Raw genomic sequence first — 16,600 nt, forward strand, 5'->3', positions numbered from 1 at the left:
GGAGGCCGGAGCCATCGACCTGCTCAGTGTCGCGCTGGCGGCGCTCGGTTTCGGTGGGCTGGTGTACGGGCTGAGCAAGTTCCACGGTGACGACTACACGACCGCGATCGTGATCGTCGCCGTCGGCCTGGCCATGATCGGCGCGTTCGCGCTGCGTCAGATCCGGTTGCAGCGCACCGGCACCCCGCTGCTCGACCTGCGCGTGCTGCTGGCAGGCACCTACACCAAGGCACTCGTGCTGATGTCGGTCGCGTTCCTGGCGATGATGGGTTCGATGATCCTGCTGCCGCTGTACCTGCAGAACCTGCGGCACCTGAGCCCGTTGGAAACCGGTCTGCTGGTGATGCCGGGTGGTCTGGCGATGGGTCTGCTCGGTCCGACCGTCGGCAAGCTGTTCGACAAGTTCGGTGGGCGCGTGCTGGTGATCCCCGGCTCGATCGGCATCACCGTCTCGCTGGCCGGCTTCACCCAGATCTCGACGGATATGCCCTACTGGCAGCTGCTCGGCCTGCACATCCTGATGATGGTGTCGCTGGCGGCCACGTTCACCCCGGTGTTCACCCTCGGCCTCGGCGCCCTGCCGATGAACCTGTACTCGCACGGCAGCTCGATGCTCGGCACCCTGCAGCAGGTGGCCGCGGCCTTCGGTACCGCGCTGGTGGTCACCGTGATGTCGGCGCGCAGTACCTCGCTCATCGACGCGGGCACCGACCCGGCGACGGCCGGCCTGGACGGTATGCGCCTGGCCTTCGGTGTCTCCGCCGTCCTCGCGCTGATCGTCATCGCGATGGCGGTGCTGCTGCCCGCTCGCGCGGCGGCCGACCCGCACGCCGCCCCGGCGGTGCAGGACGCCGAGGAGGAAACCCCGGAGCTGGTCAAGAACTGACCTGACCCCCGCGAAGCCCCCGTTCCTCGTGGACGGGGGCTTTGTCGTTCCGGCCGGTCAGGCCGCGGGACGGATGATGATGTCGCCGACGGTGTTCCGCGCGTGCAGGCGCACCGACGCACCGTTCGGGGCGACCGGCACGATCGTGTTGCGCACCGCGCCGACGGTCGCCTCGGTCTCGAGTTCCACGGCGGTGCCGGGGCGGATGCCCACCTCCAGTTCGCCCATGGAGGTCTCCACCCGGATCTCGCCGCTGGTCACCTCACCGATGCGGATGTCGCCCTTGGCGACCTTGGCGGTGACCGGACCCGCGGGGCGTTCGAGGACGATGTCGCCGAGGGAGATCGTCAGGTCGCAGGCGCCGAGCGCACCGTTGCCGCGCAGCTGCCCCACCCCGGCCGTTCCGGTGAGGTGTGAGCCGGTCGGCACCTCGATGGTCAGCTCGATCGACGGGTTACCACCGAACGGGCTGTGGGTGCGCCAGCTCTTGGGCGTCACCACCGTGAGCTTGCCGTCGGCGAAGCTCACCTCGGTCTGTTCGGCGACGCGCACGTCGCCCTTCTTACCCGGATCGGACGGCGCGACGGTGACCACGGCGTCGGTGCGGTCGGAGGCGATGACGGTGACGCCTGCCGACAGGACATCGACGCTGACGGTGACCGGTGCGGTGGTGGCGAAGGTGTACATCGGGTGCTCCTCGGTGGATCCGTTCGGTTGATGACCATACTGTCGCGACCGGCGCTGACACGAGGCTGACACCGCCCTGACGCACCCGGGGACACCATATCCGGACAGGCGACCAGCTGTGCTGGGCATCGCCCGGTCACCCGGTGCACAATGGGCGACGTGCAGATCGGAATGCTCGGGCCGCTGGAGGTCCGGACAGCAGACGGTGGATCGATAGCGATACCCGGCGCCCGACTGCGGGCATTGCTCATCGCCCTCGCGCTGGAACCGGGCCGCGCCATCCCCAAGACCCGCCTGGTCGACCTGATCTGGGACGAACAACCTCCGGCCGACGCCGCGAATGCCTTGCAGGCGCTGGTTTCCCGGCTGCGCAGACTGCTGCCCGACGGTTCACTCGAGGTGCAGGCGGGCGGGTACCGTCTCGCCGTCGAGCCCGGCGCCGTCGACGCGGTGCGCTTCGAACGGCTGCTCGACGAAGCGCGCGGCACCGACGACCTGCGTCAGGCCGAACTGCTGCGCGAGGCACTGGAACTCTGGCGCGGCGAGCCGCTGCAAGATGTCGCCGACAGTGCCCCGTTCGACCCGGTGGTCACCCGTTTCCAGGGGCTGCGCCTGGCCGCGATGGAGGACCGGTACGAGGCCGAGGTGCGGCTGGGTCGTGGCCCGGAGGTCGTCGCCGAGCTCACCGAAGTCGTTGCGCGGCATCCGGTTCAGGAGCGGCTGGTGGCCGCGTTGATGCGCGCGCTCGGCGCGGCGGGTCGCGGGGCCGAGGCGCTTGTGGTGTTCCAGCGCACCCGCGAGGCGCTGGCCGACGAACTCGGCGTCGACCCGTCACCGGAGCTGTCGCAGCTGCACGTCGCGCTGCTGCGCGGCGAGGTCGGCGCCCGGCCCGCGCAGCGCTCGACGAACCTGCGCGCCGAACTCACCAGCTATATCGGCAAGCACGGCGACATCGCCGTGGTGCGCGAACTCCTCGCGACACACCGGCTCACGACGATCACCGGCCCCGGCGGCTCGGGCAAGACCCGGCTGGCGGTGGAAACCGCCCGCACCATGCTCGACGACCTCCCCGAGGGCGCGTGGCTGGTGGAACTCGCCGCCACCGACGCGAGCGGCGACCTCGCTCAGCTGGCCTTCGCGGCACTCGGCAGGCGCGACGCCCTGATCGGCGACACCCCGGACGCCGAACCGATGGACCGGCTCGTCGCCGCCATCGGCGACCGGGAAACCCTGCTGATCCTCGACAACTGCGAGCACGTGATCGAGGCCGCCGCCACCTTCGCCCACCGGATCCTCGGCGAGTGCACGGGTCTGCGCATCCTGGCGACGAGCCGGGAACCGCTCGGCATCACCGGCGAGGCGCTGTGGCAGGTCACGCCGCTCACGGTGCCGAGGGAGAACGCCGACCCGCAGGCGATCGAGTCCTCCCCCGCCGTCGTCCTGCTGCGCGACCGTGCGGGCGCGGTGCGCGGCGACCTCGGTTCGGACGCAACGGCTTTGGCGACGATGGCCCGGGTGTGCCGCGCCCTGGACGGTATCCCCCTCGCGATCGAGCTGGCGGCGGCGAGGTTGCGCACCATGTCGCTCGAGCAGCTCGCCCACCGCCTCGACGACCGGTTCCGCCTGCTCACCGGCGGCAGCCGCACCGCGATCGCCCAGCACCGCACCCTGCGCGCGGTGGTCGACTGGAGCTGGGAACTGCTGTCGGACGCGGAGAAGACCGTGCTGCGCAGGCTCGCGGTGTTCTCCGGTGGTGCGAGTCTCGAAGCGGCCGAACAAGTCTGCGCCGACGGTGCGATGGTGCAGGACTGGGAGGTGCTCGAACACCTCACCTCGCTGACCGAGAAGTCGCTGCTCACGGTGTCCGAGAATCCACAGCCGCGCTACCGCATGCTCGAGACCATCAAGCAGTACGCCGCCGAACGCCTCGACGAGGCGGGCGACGCCGAATCCGCACGCCGAGCGCACATCTCGCACTTCATCACCCTGGCGGCCACCGCCGAACCGCACCTGCGCCGTGCCGAGCAACTCGACTGGCTCGCCGTACTCGAGGCCGACCACGACAACCTCGCGGTCGCCATGCGCACGGCCCTCGCCGCCGACGACGCCGATGCCGCGATGCGCCTGGCCGCCGCGGCGGGCTGGTACTGGTGGCTGGCCGGGTACAAGGGCGAGGGCACCGAGTTCGTCCTTGCCGCCGCCGAACTGTCCGGCGACGTGGACGACGAAACACGGGCAACGGTGTACGCCCTGGTCGTGCACTTCCTCAGCGGTGGCCGCGGTGGCGAACACGAGGTCGGTGAGTGGATCCGCAAGGCCAACCGGTACGGCCGCGACAGCCGGGGCGGACATCCCGCGCTGCGGTTCACCGGTGCGCTCGAGCGCATCCTGGCCGGTCCCGAGCACTATCTGCCTGCATTCGAATCGCTGCTCGCCGACGACGATCCGTGGGTGCGCGCACTGGCGCGGCTGCAACTGGGCAAGCTGCGCACCGTGCTCGGTCATCCGGGCCGCGCGGCCGACGAACTGCTCGAGCAGGCGCTCGCGGAATTCCGCGTCATCGGCGAGCGCTGGGGGATGTCGTTCGCGCTGACCGAGCTGGCCAACCGCACGGCCATGCGCGGCGAATTCGTTGCCGCCTGCGCGCTTTTCGACGAGGCGATCGCGGTGGTCACCGAGGTCGGCACGCTCGAGGCCGTGGTGCGGATGCGCGCACGCCAGGCCCAGCTGTACTGGCTGCTCGACGATACCGAGGCGAGTGAGGCGGCGCTGGCGCACGCGCAGGAGTGCGCGGACCGCACCGGCTGGCCGACCTCGCTGGCCGAGGTCGCGCTCGTCCGCGCCGAATTGGCCAGGTGGAGCGGTGAACCCGTGCTCGCGCAACAGCAGATGGAACTGGCGCAGAAACTGCTCGGTGACGAGGCCGGACAACCGATCGTGAGCGCCATGGCCCACGATCTGCGCGGCTATCTCGCCGCCGATCTCGACGAGGCACGGACCAGCCACCGCGCGGCCTTCCAGGCCGCATCGAGCGCCGGTCACGCGGCGCTGCTGGCCCAGATCCTCGTCGGGATCGCGGATCTGGCCTTGCGCGCCGAACAACCGGAGCAGGCCGCCCGCCTGCTCGGTGCCGCCACCGTCACCCGCGGCGTGCCCGACCTGTCGCTGCCCGACGCGGCCCGCATCGAGGAGCAGACACGCCGAAGCCTCGGCGAAGCGGACTTCGCCGAGGCGGTGGCTCGTGGGTCGGAGTCGGATGTCACCGAACTGGTCGAGCTCACACTCGCTTGCTGAAAGTCGAGCGCGACCACACATAGCCGATCACCGCGAAGCCCGCACACCAGGCGAAGGCGGCGACGGTGTGGCCGCCCGACGGCGTACCGGCCAGGAAACCGCGCACCGATTCGATGATCGGGGTGAAGGGCTGGTACTCGGCGAACTGCCGCACACCGGGGCCCATCTTCTCGGCGGGCACGATCGCGCTGCTCAGGAAGGGCAGCATGAGCAGCGGAACCACCGACATGCCCGCGGCCTCCGGGGTCTTGGCGGCCATGCCGAGGGCGACGGTGAGCCAGGCGGCGGCGAAGGCGGTCGCCAGCAGCACACCGAGCGCGCCGAGCCACTGCACCGCGCTCGCCGGTGACCGGAAACCGAGCGCGAAACCGACGCCGAGCACGGCCGTCAGGGCGATCACATTGGTGACGATGCTCGCCGCGACATGCCCGGTGAGCACGGCACCGCGCGACACATCCATCACCTTGAACCGGTTGATGACGCCCTTGGTCATGTCCGAGCTCACCGACACCGCCGTGCCGGACAGGCCGTAGCTGATGGCGAGCATGAGCATGCCCGGCACCGCGTAGTCGATGTAGTTCTCGCCGACATCGAAGGCGTCACCGAAGACGTAGACGAAGATCAGCATCATCATCACCGGCATCAGCGCAGCGTTGAAGATGGTCACCGGACTGCGGGTGATGTGGGTGAAGTTGCGCCGCAACATGACCGACGAATCGAACAGTGCGCCGGCCAGCGGGTTGGACGTGGTGGTGCTCATCGGGCTTCGGCCTCCTGGGTTGCGCGCCCGGTGAGGGCGAGGAAAACATCGTCGAGATCGGGGGTGTGGATGGAGACCTCGTCGGCCTCGAGGTCGTGAGCGGTGAGCTGATCCATCAGGGCGCGAAGGTTTTTCGTTCCGCCGTCGCCGGGGACACTCAGGGTGAGCGAGTCCTCGTCGGGAACGGAGTCGGCCAGGGCACGGGCGGCGGCCGCGAGTTCGGCGGCGCCGCTGAAGCGGAACTTGATGTGGCTGCCGGGAATTCGGCGCTTGAGTTCGCTCGCGGTGCCTTCGGCGACGATGCGGCCCTGGTCGAGCACCGCGATCTTGTCGGCCAGCTGATCGGCTTCCTCGAGGTACTGGGTGGTGAGGAAGATGGTCACGCCCTCGTCGGTCAGTTCGCGCACCATGTCCCACATGGTGCGGCGGCTGCGGGGGTCGAGGCCGGTGGTCGGTTCGTCGAGGAAGATGATCCGCGGCTTGGTCACCAGTGTCATCGCCAGATCGAGCTTGCGGCGCATACCGCCGGAGTAGCTGCCCGCCTGCTTGTTCGCCGACTCGACCAGGTCGAAACGCTCGAGCAGGTCGGCGATCACCCGTTTGCCGGCGGCACCGCGCAGGCGGTGCAGGTCGGCCATCAGCCGCAGGTTCTCCGCACCGGTGAGCAGGTCGTCGACGGCGGCGAACTGCCCGGTGACGCCGATGGCCTTACGGACCGCCTTGGTCTCCGCCATCAGGTCGTGGCCCGCCACCCGCGCCGTGCCCGCATCGACCTGAAGCAGCGTGGTGAGCACATTGACGGTGGTGGTCTTGCCCGCGCCGTTCGGCCCGAGCAGGGAGAAGATGCTGCCCGCTTCGACGGTGATGTCGATGCCGTCGAGAACCTTCTTGTCCCCGTAGGACTTCCGCAGCCCGGAGGCGGCGATTGCTGTGCTGTTCATGCCGACAACAGTCGCCGGGCAGGCTGACACCGGACTGACGGCGACCTGACACCTCCCCTGACACCGAATCGGTCGGTTCCCCTTCACACGCATCGATCGATGTCTTATTCTCACAGAAGTGAGAGCCTCTCTCACATCAAGAGAGACTATCCCAGGGACGGTCATGGCCGAATCTTTACGAGATCGACAGAAGGCGCTGATCCGCCAGGACATTCAGCGAACGGCATTGCGGTTGTTCGCCGAGCGCGGCTTCGAGGCGGTGACCACCGAGGACATCGCGGCAGCCGCAGGCATCGGGCACAGCACCTATTTCCGCTATGTGACGAGCAAAGAAGATCTGCTGCTGGGAACCCTTCGGCGGGCGGGCGGGGCCATCGTCGAGAACCTTCGGGCCCGCCCGCGCGACGAATCACCCGAGGAGGCGCTGTGCCAGTCGAGTCTCCAGTGGAGCCGGGCGTTCGTCGCCGATGAGGAAGCGCTGCGCCACTGGCGCGCCGCGATCAGGGCAGCACCGCAGGTACTCGACCGGGTCGCGGTGGTCGGTCCGTCCGAACGCACGCGGCTGACCGAGTTGCTCGGCGAGCGAATGGGCGCGCGACCCGACGACGACATCCGGCCCGGCCTGCTCGTTCACACGGTGCTCGCGGCGGCCGAGTTCGCCTTCCGCCGTTGGCTCGAACACGACGATCCGGCCGATCCCACCCTGCATCAACTCACCGAACAAGCTCTCGAAGGAACCAGGACACAATGCTGGAAGTAACCGAGCCCACCGCGGCACGCTCCGAGCGGAGCCCAGGCATCCTGCGCGTCTGGATGGTCGTGACGGTGTTCGTCGTGGTCGGCGCCGCAGTACCCATCGGCCTGCATATCGAGCGCTTCGGTCTCGATATCGGGCAGGTGGTCCTGGTGGCCTTCACCTGGGTCAACGTGATGATCGCCCTGTGGGAGATCTCGATGAACCTGCGCATCGCCTTGATCGAGCGCCAGCACGAGGAGTACGTCGCCGAATACCGGGGCCGCGAACTCGATCGGGTCGTCGACTTCCTGACCGCCCGCATCCGTGTCCGGGAGATCGTGCACCCCAGCACCTGGGCGCAGGTGTGGTCGTCGTACTCGCTGTTCGACCCCGCCTACGCCAATCGGAAATCGTTCGGATTCTGGGTGGATTCGGGTAATGGCTACGTGACCCTGATCCCATCGCTGCTGTTCATCTACGGTCTCACCTTCGACATCATGCCCGCGCGCGCCTTGGGGATCATGGGCCTGCTCGTATTCTGGATGATGTTCTACGGCACGCTCGTCTACTACGCCGCCTACTTCTTCAACAAGGAATACGTCGGGCACACCCGGCGTAATCTCGTGATCTTCATCGGTGGAACGAACAGCCTGTGGATCTTCGCGCCCGTGTGGGGCATGGTCGTCAGTGTCGTTCTGATCGAGACGAATTCCTTCGCGTTCCTCCGCTGAGCCGACAGAGAATCAGGCCGGGCGAGGCGATGAACTGACACCCCCATCGACACACACCTCGGCGTCACGCCGTGTGTGGTGTCTGTCAGTGCGGCGTCAGGTCCGCGTCAGCGTTCCGAGCGACGGTTCCTCTCGTGAACAGCATCGCCATCGCCCCCGTCTTCGGTCCGCTCGTCGTCCCCGCGCCGGACTGGTCCCGTCTGTACGTCTGGGGTCGCCGGTTCGCGTTGGGCGATCACGCCGTGGCCCAGCTGCTGCGCTTCGCGGTGGTCGGTGGCGTCAGCAACATCGCGTACGTGCTGCTGTTCATGGCCTGCACCGGCCTCGGCCCGCTCGGCGCCAACGTCGCGGGCTCCGTGGTGAGCACGGTGATAGCCAACGAACTACACCGCCGCCTCACCTTCCGCACCACGGCTGTCCCTTGGTTCACGGCCCAATATCAGGGCGGCGGCCTCGCACTGATCGGCCTGGGCATCACCACAGCCGCCTTGGCCGCCCTCGAGACTTTCGCCCCCACCCTCGGCGACCTCACCCAGGCCGGCGCCATGCTGGCGATCATGGCCACCGTCGGCCTGGCCCGCTTCCTGAGCCTCCGCTACCTGGTCTTCTGATCCCCGGCTCAGATACCGGCGGCTCGGACGACAGCGTCGGTGAGGCGTGGGGAAAGGGCCGACATCAGTCGGAGCACTCCGGCGTAGACGGGGTACAGCTCCACCGGCTGATCCCGGACGGCGGTGAGCACCCACTGCGCGGCCTGGTCGGGGGTGAGGGCCGCTTGGCTGTCGTACTCGGCGGTGGGACTGATCATCGGAGTGCGCACGAGCGGGAAGCCGATGGTGGTCACCTTGATACCGGTGCCGTGGCATTCCGCGCCGACACTGCGGCCGAAGGCGGCGAGGGCGGCTTTGGAAGCGTGGTAGGCGCTGAATTTCGGCATCACCCCGGCGGTGGTTCCCCAGGTACCGATGTTGATGATGTGGCCGCGGTTCACCAGGCGCAGCGCGGGAAGCATCGCCAGCGTCAGCCGGACGGGCCCGAAGTAGTTGACCGCCATGGTCCGTTCGTAGTCGTGCGCCCGTTCGGCGGCGTCGAGCGCCGTGCGCCGGATCGAGCGTCCCGCGTTGTTGATGATGATGTCCGGTACCCCGAACAGGTCGAGCACCGTCGTGGCCAGTGCGCCGACCTGATCGGCGTCCGTCATATCGCACGGCACCGCGTGCGCGCTCCCGCCCGCGGCGGCGATGTCGGCGCAGACCTGATCGAGCCGCTCCCGATCGCGGGCGACGGCGACGATATGGGCACCGTGGCTCGCCAGCAGATGCGCGGTGGTCTCACCGATCCCCGATGACGCCCCGGTCAGCACGACGACCTTCCCGCTGAGGTCGACCGGCCCCGAAAGAGCCGCACCCAGCACGGATTTGGCGGAAGGTGCGGGATTGAGAAGAACCTTCGTCACGGGATTGTTCATTGCGCCTGCCCTGGTTCGGAGGTGAGTGGGGCCGACTGCCTCGCAGCGACTCTCCAGCGAATTGACCAAATGGTAAGTTACTTGTGGTCTGTACACGGCGTGCGTCCAGCGGGCCGGAACCGTCCTCGGCGATGCGATCGACGTGGCGATCGACACCACACCGACCCTCGCGATGGCGGAGCGAACACTGGCCGCGATCTTCACCGCCCTCGAGCCACGCCCCCACGACTGGAAAGTCGTCTTCGACCGCTCCCACCCCGACAGCGGACCCGCCGCGGAAGCGGCCCGAGCGGCCCGCGCCCGGATCGCCGCCCAGGCCGAGCAGGGCGTCTCGGCGTTCCTCGCACACCGAGGACTGACGGACCCCGATGACAGTTCCGCCCTGGTCGCGGTATGGACCGGAGTGGTAGCGGCTCTGGTCGATTGGTGGCTACAGCACCCACAGCACTCCGCGGAGGCGATGACCGAGCGCAGCCACCGCCTCGTCGCGAGCCTGCTCTGAACGGCACCGCGGGTTGCGACTCGGACCACATCCTCGACGCCACCGCCGAACTGCTGCGATTTACCGAACTGAAGGGGCGCACTTTCGCGAGGCAAGCGCCATCGCGGGGTTGCGCGAGGCCGTCAGTTCCGGGCCGCCGACAGTTCCGCGAGGTGATCGGCGACGGGGCCGGCCGTGAACAATCCGCCTGCCGCGCCCGCGGATTCGGCGGCCGCGGGTAGCAGGGCGGTGTGGGCGCGGGCGATGGTGTCCTGGTCACCGACCAGCAGCGCGGCGCGGCCGAGGACGCACCACAGTGCTTCGGCGTGCGGATCTCTCGGTGGATCGGGCAGGCCGCGCAGGGCGAGGCGCGCGGCCGCGAGGTCGCCGGCTTCGGCCAGGAGCAGCGGACGGATCCACGGCTCCGCCGGTCCCCACTCCGCGCCCGGCTCGGGCCGGAACGGGCGGTGGTGTTGCAGGTGCAGACCGAGCAGGGCCAAGGGCAGCAGTCCGTCGGCCAGCCCCGGCATCCCGGACCCCGGCAGAAGTTCGGCGGCGCGCTGGTATGCGGACCGTGCCTGGTCGAAAGGCTTGGTGACCGCTATTCGCAGGGCCCGATACCAGGTGGTGAAGATACCGACCAGCGGCAGGTCGTGCCGGGCCGACAGCTCGTCGGCCGCTCGCGCGTGAGCGTCGGCCAGCGTGAGATCCGTTGCGGCACAAGCGGATTGCAGGTTTATCAGGTGACCGAGGACGGCGGTCCGTACCAAGCCGTGCTCCTCGCCGAGGGCCACGAGGCGCTCTCCGAGCACCGCCCGTTCGGCGGCCAGACCGGTGCGGGCGAAGCTCTGCATGTAGACACCGTTCAGGGCATAGGCCAACAACGGCGCATCACCCATTTCGCGCGCCGAACGCTCGGCTTCGCTGGCGGCGCGTTCGGCGCGCGGTCCGGCGTCGACGCCGCGGGACTCCACCGCGATCGTCGCCAGCAGTCGGCAGCGCAGCGCGGCGGGCCCGTCCGGTATCGCGGCGAGCGCGCGTTCGGCGCTGCGGACCAGCGACCGGGCCCGGGCCGGGTCGTCGGAGCGGGGCCACACGGCGGGGACGTCGTAGGCGCCGATCACGCGTGCGGTCAGGATCGGGTCGCCGAGTTGCTCGGCGGCGGTGACGGCCGCGGCCCGATGCCGCTGTGCCGCATCGAGTCCCGCACCGCCGGTGACGGCCAGGTCGCGCATCAAACCGACCGTGGATTCGAGCCGAACACGGTCGGAGACGGTGCTGTCGTAGGCGGCGGTCGCCTGCGCCCACAACCGGGCCGCGTCACCGCTGCGATCCAGGTAGCCGGCTTGGCGCAAAACGTCTTGTTCCAGCCGAGCCAGGCGAGGACCGGGTTCGAGACCGAGGTGATCGCGCAGCATCGCCCGCGCGCGCCGCAACACCGTGAGGGCGTCGGCCTGCCGACCGGCTCGATACAACGCGAGCGCCAGCAGGTGCCAGGCGTCTTCCCGCCACGGGTGTTCGACGACGTGTGCGTCCAGGTCGGCTACGGCGGCGGCCGTGTCACCGAGTTCGATCCGCGCCGCGGCCAGCCGCTCGACCGCGAGCGTGCGCAGTTCGGTGAGCCGGCTGCGCGGCGCCAGCGCCCACGGCGCGTCGCCGGCTTCGGCGAAAGCGGGTCCGCGCCACCAGCTCAGCGCTTCGCTCAGTCCGGTCACCACCCGGGCAGGCGGCGCGTCACCGAGCGCTTCGACCGTGTGGGCGAAGCGCCACACGTCCACCGCGTCGTCGGGCAGGCGTAGCGCGTAGCCGGGCCCTTCGGTGACCAGCACCCGTGCCGGGGTGCGTGGGGCACGCTCGGGCTCGAGGCCCCGGCGCAACGCGGCGACGAAGGTACGCACCGTGCCGACGGGGTCGCGGGGTGGTTCGTCCCACAGGTCTGCCACCAGCACGTCGACCGGCACCACCCGGCGGTGGGCGGCGACCAGTCTGGCCAGTACGGCACGCTGGCGCGGCCCACCGAGCGCGACCGGCGCACCGGCCTCGTCGAGCGCCCGCACCGCCCCGAACACACCGATCTCCACCCGACGTACCGTACCGACGCTCATCGGTTGCTCATTCGCGGCACGCACTCTGGACCGGACCGAACGAATGGAGCAACCATGACTTTCCCCCACTTCGAGACCCACATCGTCGAGGTAGCCGACGGGGTGCGGCTCTCGGCGGCCGTCGGCGGATCGGGCAGCCCGATCGTGCTGCTGCACGGTTTTCCACAGACCCGTCTGATGTGGCGGCACGTCGCCGCCGACCTCGCGACCGAACACACCGTCATCTGCCCCGACCTGCGCGGTTACGGCGCGAGCGACAAGCCGCTCGACGACGGCGACACCTACAGCAAGCGCGTCATGGCCGCCGACATCGTGGCACTGGCCCGGGCGCTCGGCCACGATCGCTTCGCGCTGGTCGGACACGATCGCGGCGCGCTGGTGGCCTTCCGGGCCGGGCTGGATCACCCGGAGGTCATCACCCACCTCGCCTGCTTGGACGTGCTGCCCACCCTCGACATGTGGGATGCGCTGCACGGGACCGCCGGTGCTGTCGGCTTCCACCTCTATCTGATGGCACAGCCGCCGGGTCTGCCGGAACGGATGATCACGGCCGCGGCCGACGACTTCTTCGGCCATTTCCTCGACGCCTGGACCCTCGATCCCCAGGCCCTCCCGGCAGAGGTCCGCGACGCCTACCTGGCCGCGAGCCGGGCAGCGGTCCCGTCCATCGTCGCCGACTACCGCGCCTCGGCCACCGTCGACGTCGACCACGATCGCGCCGACCGAGCAGCGGGCAACACCCTCACCATGCCGGTCACCGTGCTGCAACAGGACTGGGGTGCCGCGCTCGGCTACGACGCCACCACCCTCTGGCAGGCATGGGCCCCTGACCTCCGCCACCGCACAGTCGAAGCAGGCCACTTCATGGCCGAACAGGATCCAGCCCTGGTCGCCACAGAAATCCGCACCCTACTCACCCGCTGACAACCTCGGTCCGCGGCTGTCCCGGAGTTCCACATCACGGTCGGCTGGTTAGCGCGTTCGCTGATAGGTTTCGGCAAATGCTCTCGAAGACAAGGCTCGTGGCTGTACTCGGTCTGGCGGTAGCGGTGGGGATTTCCCTCTCCGGGTGCAGCGCACCGAGGCCAGCCACCCAGCCATCGACAACCTCCGTTGCCGCACCTACGACCACCGATCCGGCCACCATCGGCGGTTCGAGTATCGGTCCCGGCCCGTACCGAGTGGAGGCGACGGTAGCTGTGGGCGAAAACCCACGCAGCGTTGCGATAGATCCCGGAACACACAGGGCATACGTGGCCCATTACGCAGACTCCACCGATCAGCAGACAGTCTCCGTGATCGACACCCGCACGCGGGACGTCGCCGCCCGAATACCGGTGGGCAAGGTGTATCCGCACGGGCCCCAGTCGATCGCGGTGGACCCGGTCACCCACCTCGTCTACCTTGTCTGCGGTAACTCGGCAGGCCAGGTGGTGGTTATCAGTCCCGATACCGACACTGTCACCACGACAATCGACTTCGAGGGTGACCCCTTCGCAGTCGTAGTGGATCCGGACCGCAGCACCCTCTACGTCGCCAATCGCCTCTCCCGAACCGTCACCGCGATCGACACCATCACTCGAACTGTCCGCGCCACGATTGCGGTCGACGGCTATCCCACCGGCCTGGCGGTCGATCCGAACACACACCACCTGTGGGTCGTCAACGAGGGCAACGTCTCCGTCATCGACCCGACGACCTACACCGTCAGCACCAATTTCGCTGTCGGGAAGGATCCCGTGCACATCGCCATCGACCACCCAACGCACACCGCCTACGTGACCCATTTCAATGGGCACTCGGTCTCGCTGTTCGATACCGCGAGCCGCACGCCAGCGGGAAGCGTCTCGCTGGGCGATCGGGTGACCGGCTACGCGGCCGTCATCGATCCCGCCGAGCACACCGTCTACCTCACCGGTATGGCACACAGCACTGTGTCGATGATCGATACACGTACCCGCACGCTCACCGCCGCACGCCTCTCCGGCATCACCCCGTCCACCGAATACGGTTCGTCCACTTGGGGAGCTGCAGTGGATCCCGCCACCCATCATCTCTACGTGACCAACGAGGACATCGGCCGGATCGAAATAATCGCCCATCGGTGATCGACCTCGGCAGGGCGAGCATCCAAGTTTCGTTCACTTCAACCAACGGGTGACGTAGTGGGGAAACGAGTCAGGCCGGGTTCCGAAGAATTTCTTCGGAACCCGGCCTGACTCGAACTGTGGAGCTAAGGGGAATCGAACCCCTGACCTTCTCGGAGCGCGCGGCACAGACAACCGTGGCCCACTCTGGACAACTATTGACTACCAAATCAGCACGCCTACCTGGGGAAATGCGCTCCGATACGACAACTATCGACAACGCTGGACAACGCTCGACAACGGCGTGTCCAGCCGAATTAGTGGTGACATAGTGGGATCCCCGCCCCCTGCCACCGCGTTGGAGAGCCACTCGCCCTGCGCCGAGATCGACGATCGCGCACCCCGATCGAGGCCGCCTGAGAGTGCGCCAAGCCATACGAGCGATCGGCACGGCCCCGCCCGACCCGATCCGATCCACACGTGATGATCACACACCACCTTCTGGCCGAGCCGTGCATCTCGCCGCATCGCCGCATCGCCGGCAGGCACAAGCACCGAGCGATCGCGCGTCACACACCCACGAGCACCGCACTCACGACCTTCTCGAAAGACGCCGTGCGGACAAGCCAGAGAAGTCGAGCTGAGGTGGCATGATCATCGAGCAGATCCCCGAATGGCTCACATGCAGGAGCCATCTACACGGCATGAACGGCTCTCGACGATCGTCCTCTGCACGGGGAGCAGATCGAGAGACGAAAGCTCTTACTCCGGCGAGCAGGGCCAAGATCACGTGAGCCACGATCGCAGACCGATCGACGCTAACGCCGTGGCGCCGACCCCCCGATCCCGCCAGGCCACGCCTGCGCGGCAGGCGCCTTCAGAGCACGCAACGCGAGGTGACCGACGCCCGCCCGACGACATCGAGAGCTGGGACAACAGCCATCTCTCGCGCGATCGGATTCACCCGCCCCACCACAGCTGATCCTGTGCTCCCCCGATCAGGGCGCATGCGAACGCTAGCCCCCCAAGATCAACACTGTGCGCACGCTCGTTCAGCCGTGCGCACAGTGCAACTGACCGTGCGCACCCGCACTCGACCCGTGCGCACGCCGAGAAGTCCGAGAAATTCTGCCGTGCGCACACCCTGCAGCGCAATGTTCACAGGCGCTGCACCCAGCAGACCCGTAAACTCACACGACAGTGAGGCGCGGGCGAGGCAATCCATCCACGACCGTCCGCGACCCGTTTCCCTCGTGCTGGGTCATCGTCAGTCCGAACAGGTACTCGGTCACCCCTTGGGGAGTGAGACCGAACTCCTTGGCAATGTCGCGCACCGTCATCCCTTGCCCACGCAGCCCGGCGAGCACTTTACCCAGCACCTGTGACGATTCATGGACAAGCGCCGAGCCTGGCTCCGCGGAGCGGAATCCACGCTTGCTCAACTCCACCAACGCTGCGCGATATGTCCAGTCAGTCATCAAACCCAGCGCATGCAGCCGGTTCGCCAGCGCTGTCGCGGACACGTTCCATCGAGCCTTCGCACGGATGACCTGCGCCACGCTCGGGTTTCGCAGACCCACCGCTAGAACATCATTGCGAGGCATGAGCAGCGCGCTAGCGAACTGATTCGCCGCAGCTTCTGCCTCGCGCCCGTGCGGCACAGCATGAGCGCAGTGAATACACAGGTGCCCGAGCTCGTGAGCTGCATCGAACCGTAACCGCTCGGCGGTGGTGTCGAGGAAAACGAACGGAGCATTGCGACGGTAGAAGCTGAAGGCATCGACGTCTCAGCGCCGCGGTCGGCCTCGCGGTGATCATGACGCTGGCAATGGTGGCCCACGCGCGCTGGAAGGAGCCCGCCGCGATCGTGTTCAACCTGGCCCTGCTGGCAGCCGCGGTGTTCGTCACTTGGGGACGTTTCGGCCCCTACGCCTCCTGACCACCCCGATTCCCGAAGGAGGACTCGTATGAATGTCACCGTTTTCGGGCCACCGGTTCACTGATGGTGGACCGGCTGCTCGCGGCCGGGCACACCGTGACCGCTTACGCCCACAACCCGCCAAGATCCCCTCTCGCTGGGGTGAGCAAGTGAAAGTCGTGGTCGGCGAGGTTTCCAATGCCGCCGCGATCGACGACGCAGTATGTTGTGCCGATGCAGTGATCAGCGCGTTGGGCCCGAGCATGGACCGCAAAGCCAACCGGGACCCCGCTGATCGAGGGCACCAGCCACATCCTGGCGGCGATGAAGCGTCACGGTGTGGGCCGCTTCGTCGGCCACGCCACTCCTGCGGTACTGGACCCGCAGGGGTCCCCGACCTTGATCACCCGGTTGATCGAGTTCATGCCGCGCACGTTCATGCCCCGCGCTTACGAGGAGATCACCGGCATGTCGAACCAGATCATGTCCTCGGGGCTGGATTCCCT

General features: G+C 68.1%; 13 protein-coding genes and 3 pseudogenes. 10 read left to right on the forward strand and 6 right to left on the reverse strand.

Features of this window, described 5'->3' with window-relative positions; all coding sequences use genetic code 11:
* A partial coding sequence (locus NCO8_RS29975) for an MFS transporter (protein WP_157105172.1) occupies positions 1–886 on the forward strand: 886 nt, incomplete at its 5' end.
* Positions 887–943: 57 nt separating this feature from the next.
* Here NCO8_RS29975 and NCO8_RS29980 read toward each other — a convergent pair.
* Positions 944–1,573, reverse strand: coding sequence for a DUF4097 family beta strand repeat-containing protein (locus NCO8_RS29980; RefSeq protein WP_067645096.1), 630 nt, complete (start codon positions 1,571–1,573; stop codon positions 944–946).
* A gap of 159 nt (positions 1,574–1,732) precedes the next feature.
* Between NCO8_RS29980 and NCO8_RS29985 the strand changes: the two genes are divergently transcribed.
* Positions 1,733–4,867 (forward strand): BTAD domain-containing putative transcriptional regulator, encoded by a 3,135-nt coding sequence (locus tag NCO8_RS29985; protein ID WP_067645134.1) that lies wholly within the window; start codon positions 1,733–1,735, stop codon positions 4,865–4,867.
* Here the strand turns inward: NCO8_RS29985 and NCO8_RS29990 are convergent.
* Positions 4,851–5,627, reverse strand: a complete 777-nt coding sequence (locus tag NCO8_RS29990) for an ABC transporter permease (RefSeq protein WP_067645099.1) — start codon at positions 5,625–5,627, stop codon at positions 4,851–4,853. The genes NCO8_RS29985 and NCO8_RS29990 overlap by 17 nt on opposite strands.
* Positions 5,624–6,568, reverse strand: a complete 945-nt coding sequence (locus NCO8_RS29995) for an ATP-binding cassette domain-containing protein (protein WP_067645102.1) — start codon at positions 6,566–6,568, stop codon at positions 5,624–5,626. The genes NCO8_RS29990 and NCO8_RS29995 overlap by 4 nt, the downstream gene beginning before the upstream one ends.
* A gap of 163 nt (positions 6,569–6,731) precedes the next feature.
* Here NCO8_RS29995 and NCO8_RS30000 point away from each other — a divergent pair, with 163 nt between their 5' ends.
* From NCO8_RS30000 to NCO8_RS30010, 3 genes are all read left to right on the forward strand, one after another.
* Positions 6,732–7,328 carry a TetR family transcriptional regulator gene (locus NCO8_RS30000; RefSeq protein WP_084457599.1) on the forward strand — a complete coding sequence of 199 codons (597 nt, stop codon included), beginning with the start codon at positions 6,732–6,734 and terminating at the stop codon, positions 7,326–7,328.
* Positions 7,316–8,035: a hypothetical protein gene (locus tag NCO8_RS30005; protein WP_067645108.1), complete on the forward strand. Its 720-nt coding sequence runs from the start codon at positions 7,316–7,318 to the stop codon at positions 8,033–8,035. Before NCO8_RS30000 ends, NCO8_RS30005 begins: the two co-directional genes overlap by 13 nt.
* Positions 8,036–8,169: 134 nt before the next feature.
* Entirely contained in the window at positions 8,170–8,646 is a 477-nt protein-coding gene (locus tag NCO8_RS30010; RefSeq protein ID WP_067645111.1) for a GtrA family protein, read from the forward strand.
* Positions 8,647–8,654: 8 nt separating this feature from the next.
* On the opposite strand, the gene NCO8_RS30015 is transcribed toward NCO8_RS30010, so the two are convergent.
* Complete coding sequence (locus NCO8_RS30015) at positions 8,655–9,503, reverse strand: SDR family NAD(P)-dependent oxidoreductase (RefSeq protein WP_067645115.1); 849 nt, start codon at positions 9,501–9,503, stop codon at positions 8,655–8,657.
* A gap of 142 nt (positions 9,504–9,645) precedes the next feature.
* Here NCO8_RS30015 and NCO8_RS30020 point away from each other — a divergent pair, with 142 nt between their 5' ends.
* Entirely contained in the window at positions 9,646–10,005 is a 360-nt protein-coding gene (locus NCO8_RS30020; RefSeq protein ID WP_067645118.1) for a hypothetical protein, read from the forward strand.
* 122 nt (positions 10,006–10,127) lie between these two features.
* On the opposite strand, the gene NCO8_RS30025 is transcribed toward NCO8_RS30020, so the two are convergent.
* Complete coding sequence (locus tag NCO8_RS30025) at positions 10,128–12,089, reverse strand: AfsR/SARP family transcriptional regulator (protein WP_067645121.1); 1,962 nt, start codon at positions 12,087–12,089, stop codon at positions 10,128–10,130.
* A gap of 54 nt (positions 12,090–12,143) precedes the next feature.
* On the opposite strand from NCO8_RS30025, the gene NCO8_RS30030 reads away from it, so the two are divergent.
* A complete protein-coding gene (locus NCO8_RS30030) occupies positions 12,144–13,013 on the forward strand; it encodes an alpha/beta fold hydrolase (protein WP_067645125.1) in 870 nt (289 codons plus the stop codon).
* 329 nt (positions 13,014–13,342) lie between these two features.
* Positions 13,343–14,197 (forward strand): YncE family protein, encoded by an 855-nt coding sequence (locus NCO8_RS30035; protein ID WP_167353354.1) that lies wholly within the window; start codon positions 13,343–13,345, stop codon positions 14,195–14,197.
* Positions 14,198–15,366: 1,169 nt separating this feature from the next.
* On the opposite strand, the pseudogene NCO8_RS31995 reads toward NCO8_RS30035, so the two are convergent.
* Positions 15,367–15,939, reverse strand: a pseudogene (locus NCO8_RS31995) (ImmA/IrrE family metallo-endopeptidase); the annotation flags it as partial.
* Between the two features lie 38 nt (positions 15,940–15,977).
* Here NCO8_RS31995 and NCO8_RS30045 point away from each other — a divergent pair.
* Together NCO8_RS30045 and NCO8_RS30050 are read left to right on the forward strand one after the other, a co-directional pair.
* Positions 15,978–16,115, forward strand: a pseudogene (locus NCO8_RS30045) (DoxX family protein); the annotation flags it as partial.
* Between the two features lie 303 nt (positions 16,116–16,418).
* Positions 16,419–16,600, forward strand: a pseudogene (locus NCO8_RS30050) (NAD(P)-dependent oxidoreductase); the annotation flags it as partial.

Source organism: Nocardia coubleae NBRC 108252, from assembly GCF_001612805.1.
Taxonomy (GTDB): Bacteria; Actinomycetota; Actinomycetes; order Mycobacteriales; family Mycobacteriaceae; genus Nocardia; species Nocardia coubleae.